The sequence below is a fragment of the Methylobacterium sp. A52T genome (assembly GCF_053346095.1).
On sequence record NZ_JBKFBI010000017.1, the window covers coordinates 57,956 to 63,955 of the forward strand.

3 protein-coding genes are annotated in these 6,000 nt (G+C 68.1%); 2 read left to right on the plus strand and 1 reads right to left on the minus strand.

Annotation, left to right across the window (positions count from 1 at the left end; translation table 11 throughout):
• Positions 1 to 21 precede the first annotated feature (21 nt).
• Positions 22 to 438, minus strand: coding sequence for an NADH:ubiquinone oxidoreductase subunit NDUFA12 (locus ACLBYE_RS06800; RefSeq protein WP_447693565.1), 417 nt, complete (start codon positions 436 to 438; stop codon positions 22 to 24).
• A gap of 514 nt (positions 439 to 952) precedes the next feature.
• On the opposite strand from ACLBYE_RS06800, the gene ACLBYE_RS06805 reads away from it, so the two are divergent.
• Both ACLBYE_RS06805 and ACLBYE_RS06810 read left to right on the plus strand, forming a co-directional pair.
• Positions 953 to 4,684, plus strand: a complete 3,732-nt coding sequence (locus tag ACLBYE_RS06805) for a vitamin B12-dependent ribonucleotide reductase (RefSeq protein ID WP_447693566.1) — start codon at positions 953 to 955, stop codon at positions 4,682 to 4,684.
• A 464-nt stretch (positions 4,685 to 5,148) separates the two neighbouring features.
• Positions 5,149 to 5,877 (plus strand): SDR family NAD(P)-dependent oxidoreductase, encoded by a 729-nt coding sequence (locus ACLBYE_RS06810; RefSeq protein WP_447693567.1) that lies wholly within the window; start codon positions 5,149 to 5,151, stop codon positions 5,875 to 5,877.
• Positions 5,878 to 6,000 lie beyond the last annotated feature (123 nt).

Here is a 6,000-nt window from a genome sequence, read left to right on the forward strand (position 1 = left end):
GCTCCGCGACGGGTCGCGGCTCTACTCGCCCGGCGTCCAGGACACGTAGTCGCCCGTCGCGGCCGGCCGCTGGCCCCAGGAGAGCTGCGAGCCCGCCGGCCGGTACGCGTTCGCGGTGCCGGTCTGGTTCTCGATATGGGGCTTCTGCCACGCCTTCGGCTGATAGTTCTCCTCGCTCGGCGCGACGTCGACGTTGTGGCAGAGCCAGCCGCGCCAGCCGGGGGGCACCTTCGAGGCGTCGGCATAGCCGTTGTAGACGACCCAGCGGCGCTCCGAGCCCACCGAGCGGTCGATCAGCGCGCCCTCCGCCTTGTAGTACTTGTTCCCGGACTCGTCCTCGCCGACGAAGATGCCGGTGCGCGCGGTCTGGAGCGCGACGGAGACGGTCTGACCGTTCCACCACGTGAAGATGCGCAGCAAAGTGTCCTTCAGCGCCATCGCCGGTCCCGGAATCGTGGCGCGCCGCGAGGGCGCTCGTCGGCGCCGTTATGGTGACCGCGCGCGTGTGAGTCCAGCCGCATGACGGAAGTGTCGCCCCGGGGCAACGCTCGGCCCGCGCTTTCGGCCTCCGGTTCCGGGCATCCGCCGATTCCGCTCCCTAGGGTTGTGAATCTAAAATTTTCCCGATCCGATTCCCGAAAGCCGGAAGGACACTTATCCCGGTCCGGGACGATATCCACAGGCTTTTGCGAGCCGGCACAACATCTAGCGGGGAACAAGGCCAGCGAACACCACTTGTTGACGTGAGAGTGAAGGCGGCGGTAATCTCCCTGCATCGGTCGCGCCCCGCGGAAGTGGTGCGTTGGGCGGGGGCGGCCGTTCCTAATTTTCGTTCGCGGGACCGAGGCACGTCTCTCAGCCGGGCGTGGTCGGCCGCGAATCCCACTATCGGGCTAGACCCCGCGGCGCGCGGGGCCGGGACCCTCGTGTCCCGACGGGAGAGGTGTGTTTCATGCGGTTCGAGCGTCGCTACACCACGGCCGGACAATCGCCCTACGCCGGGATCCCCTTCCGCAAGGCCCTGAGCGAGATCCGCAACCCGGACGGCTCGGTCGTGTTCCGCCTCGACGGCATCGACGTGCCGGAGAGCTGGAGCCAGGTCGCGAGCGACGTGCTCGCGCAGAAGTACTTCCGCAAGGCCGGCGTCCCGGCGCGGCTGCGCAAGGTCGAGGAGAACGCGGTCCCCTCGTTCCTCTGGCGCTCGGTGCCGGACGACGCGGCCCTGGCCGAGATCCCCGAGGACGAGCGCTTCGTCTCCGAAGCCTCCGCCACGCAGGTCTTCGACCGGCTCGCCGGCTGCTGGACCTACTGGGGTTGGAAGGGCGGCTACTTCTCGTCGGAGGAGGATGCCTCGGCCTTCATGGACGAGCTGCGCTTCATGCTGGCCCGCCAGATGGTGGCGCCGAACTCGCCGCAATGGTTCAACACCGGCCTGCACTGGGCCTACGGCATCGATGGCCCGAGCCAGGGCCACTACTATTGCGACCCGCAGACCGGCGTGCTGACCAAGTCGGCCTCGGCATACGAGCACCCGCAGCCGCACGCCTGCTTCATCCAGTCGGTCCAGGACGACCTCGTCAACGACGGCGGCATCATGGACCTCTGGGTGCGTGAGGCGCGCCTGTTCAAGTACGGCTCCGGCACCGGCTCCAACTTCTCGATGCTGCGCTCGGAGAACGAGAAGCTCGGCGGCGGCGGCAAGTCCTCGGGCCTGATGAGCTTCCTAAAGATCGGCGACCGGGCGGCCGGCGCGATCAAGTCGGGCGGCACCACGCGGCGCGCCGCCAAGATGGTGATCGTCGACATCGACCACCCGGATATCGAGGCCTTCATCGACTGGAAGGTGAAGGAGGAGCAGAAGGTCGCCGCCCTGGTGACCGGCTCGAAGGTCGTCTCCAAGCACCTGACCCTGGTGATGAAGGCCTGCACGCAGTGCGAGGCCGAGGGCGATGCCTGCTTCGATCCGGAGCGCAACCCGGCGCTCAAGCGCGAGATCAAGGCCGCCCGCCGCGCCTCCGTGCCGGATTCCTACATCAAGCGCGTCGTGCAGTTCGCCCGCCAGGGCTTCACCAAGATCGAGTTCCCCGTCTACGACACCGACTGGGATTCGGAGGCCTACCTCACGGTCGCCGGCCAGAACTCCAACAACTCGGTCTCGCTGACCGATGACTTCCTCCGCGCCGTCGAGGCGGATGCCGACTGGCAGCTCACCGCCCGCACCACCGGCAAGGTCACCAAGACCCTCAAGGCCCGCGACCTGTGGGAGCGGATCGGCGAGGCCGCCTGGGCCTCGGCGGATCCGGGCCTGCACTTCAACACGACAATGAACGACTGGCACACCTGCCCGGCGGGCGGGCGGATCCGGGCCTCGAACCCGTGCTCCGAGTACATGTTCCTCGACGACACCGCCTGCAATCTCGCCTCGGCGAACCTGCTGACGATGTACGACCGGGACACCAAGCGCTTCGACGTGGAGGCGTTCGAGCACCTCAACCGCCTCTGGACGGTGGTGCTCGAGATCTCGGTGATGATGGCGCAGTTCCCGTCCAAGGAGATCGCGGAACTCTCCTACCGCTACCGGACGCTCGGCCTCGGCTACGCCAATATCGGCGGCCTGCTGATGACGATGGGCCTTCCGTACGATTCCGACGCGGGCCGGGCGCTCGCCGGCGCGCTCACGGCGATCATGACGGGCGTCGCCTACGCCACATCGGCCGAGATGGCCGCGGAACTCGGCACCTTCCCGGCCTACGAGGAGAACGCCGACGCGATGCTGCGGGTCATCCGCAACCATCGCCGGGCCGCGCACGGCGAGGCCGAGGGCTACGAGTTCCTCAACGTCGCGCCGGTCGCCCTCGACCACGCCAACATCCCGCAGGCGGATCTGGGCGATCACGCCCGCGCCGCCTGGGACCGGGCGCTGAAGCTCGGCGAGGAGCACGGCTATCGCAACGCCCAGGCCACCGTGATCGCGCCGACCGGCACGATCGGCCTCGTGATGGATTGCGACACGACCGGCATCGAGCCCGACTTCGCCCTGGTGAAGTTCAAGAAGCTCGCCGGCGGCGGCTACTTCAAGATCATCAACCAGGCCGCTCCGGACGCCCTGCGGGCGCTCGGCTACCGCGAATCCGAGATCGCCGAGATCGAGGCCTACGCGGTCGGCCACGGCTCGATGGGCCAGGCGCCGGGCATCAACCCGACGACACTGCGCGCCAAGGGTTTTACGGACGAGAAGATCTCCGTGGTCGAGAAGGGCCTGAAGTCGGCCTTCGACATCAAGTTCGTGTTCAACCGCTGGACGCTCAGCGACGACTTCCTGACCCAGACCCTGAAGGTCCCCGCGGAGAAGCTGTCGGACCCGACCTTCGAGCTGCTGCCGTTCCTCGGCTTCACCAAGAAGGAGATCGAGGCCGCCAACACCCACATCTGCGGAGCGATGACGCTGGAGGGCGCGCCGGGCCTGAAGCTCGAGCACTACCCGGTCTTCGACTGCGCCAACCCGTGCGGCCGGATCGGCAAGCGCTACCTCTCGGTCGAGAGCCACATCCGCATGATGGCGGCGGCGCAGCCTTTCATCTCGGGGGCGATCTCCAAGACCATCAACATGCCGAACGACGCCACGTTGGAGGATTGCAAGGCGGCCTACCTGCTGTCCTGGCGCCTCGCCCTCAAGGCGAACGCCCTCTACCGCGACGGCTCGAAGCTGTCGCAGCCGCTCAACGCCGCCCTCATCTCCGAGGAGGACGACGAGGCGGATGAGGGGATCGAGGCCCTGATTCAGGCGCCGGCCGCCGCCAAAGCCGCCGCCGCCGCGGAGAAGATCGTCGAGCGCGTGATCGAGCGCGTCGAGCGGATCCGCTCCCGCGAGAAGCTGCCGGCCCGCCGGAAGGGCTACACCCAGAAGGCGGTGGTGGGCGGCCACAAGGTCTACCTGCGCACCGGCGAGTACGACGACGGCCGCCTCGGCGAGATCTTCATCGACATGCACAAGGAGGGCGCGACCTTCCGGAGCCTGATGAACAACTTCGCCATCGCGATCTCGCTCGGTCTCCAGTACGGCGTGCCGCTCGAGGAGTACGTGGAGGCCTTCACCTTCACCCGGTTCGAGCCGGCCGGCTTCGTGCAGGGCAACGACGCGATCAAGAACGCGACCTCGCTCCTCGACTACGTGTTCCGCGAGCTGGCGGTCTCGTATCTCGGCCGCGCCGACCTCGCCCATGTCAGCCCCGCCGAGATCGGCGGCACGGTGATCGGCGGCGGCGAGAGTGGCGACACGACCCGCGAGGGTCCGAAGCCCGCGCCGGCCTCCTCGGTCGTGTCCCGCGGCCTGCTGCGCGGCTCGGCCGACCGGCTGACGCTGATCCAGGGTGGCCCGGCCGGTGCCAGCCTCGGGGTCGGTGCGGCCAGCGCCGGCCAGTCGGCCCCGGCCGGCGGTACGGTCCACGCGATCCGCGGCAGCACCGCGCTGAAGGCGGAGCCCGCGGTAGCCGGTCAGGCCGAGACGATCGCCGACACCCTCCCCTTCGCTAAGGCCGAGCGGAGTGTCGCCGACCGGCGGGCCGAGGCGAAGATGAAGGGCTATGTCGGCGAGGCCTGCCCGGAATGCGCGAACTTCACGCTGGTCCGCAACGGCACCTGCCTGAAGTGCGACACCTGCGGCTCGACGACAGGGTGCTCCTGATACGACGACGGCACGGACGATAGAGACGGTCTAAGTTGCTTGCCGCTCTGAGTGAATCGCGCTGAGTTCTTCAGCGCGCTTCATTTCAGAGCGGCATTCGGCGGAAGGCGTCCGACAACGGCGCCAACCTGCGGACGATGTCCAAGACACGCTCGCTGTACCGGTGTGAGGCCGCGAACATGTCGATCATGTTCGCGGGAAGCGGCGCCCAGACTGATGAATGGTCATCGCGCTGCGCGGTTGGCGATATCGAGACCTGTTCGCGATGAGCCGGTCGCGCCCGTGAGGGTGCGGATCAGGCCTTCGCCCTGACCGAGAGTCGGAAGGGCGCACGGCGACGCGTCATCGCGGCTGCCACGCGGCCAGAGGGCGCCTATGTATCGGGCGAGGCAACGCCAGCCATCGAACCGGGCTGGTCTCCACTGAGGTTTGCCGATCCTCGCGCCCGCTGAGACGACGTCGCCATGACTCTATCGACTTCGACCAGCGCAGTCGTGATCGGCGCGTCCGGCGGCATCGGCCGAGCCCTTGTCTCCGGACTGGCCGCGGGCGGAGCCTATGCTCCGATCTTCGCCCTCTCGCGCTCGCAGCCCTCGTTCCCGCACGGCATCCGCAGCCACGCGATCGACCTCGTCGACGAGGCGTCGATCGCTGCGGCCGCGGCCGCGGTCGCGGAGGCCGGACCGGTCGGTCTTGTCATTGTCGCGACCGGCATCCTCCATCAGGACGGCGTCGCGCCCGAGAAGGCGCTGAAGGCGCTCGATCCCGGCGCGATGGCTGCCGTGTTCTCCATCAACACGATCGGCCCCGCCCTCGTCGCCAAGCATTTCGTCCCGCTGCTGGCACGAGAGGGACGTTGCGTGTTCGCAGCGCTGTCGGCGCGGGTCGGATCGATCGAGGATAATCGCTCGGGCGGATGGTACGCCTACCGCGCCTCGAAGGCGGCTCTGAACCAAGTGCTGCGGACCCTATCGATCGAGGTGGCCCGCAGCCGCCCGCACGCGATCGTCGTCGGCCTCCATCCGGGCACGGTCGCTTCCAACCTGTCGCGGCCCTTCCGCCCAGATCCGGGTGCCCCCGGCGTCTTTCGACCCGACGAGAGCGCCGCTCATCTTCTGCGCGTGCTCGGCGCGCTCGACGTGATGGACACCGGAAGCGTCTTCGCGTGGGACGGCGCGCGCGTCCCAGCCTAGAGCGTTTTCGGTTTGCGCTGAATCGGCCAGTTGGGGTTCACGTCGGGCTGTTGGGCTGATTCATTGCGCGCTCCAGATGAGGAGCAGACCATGGGCCGACCCTACAGCCAGGATCTGCGTGAG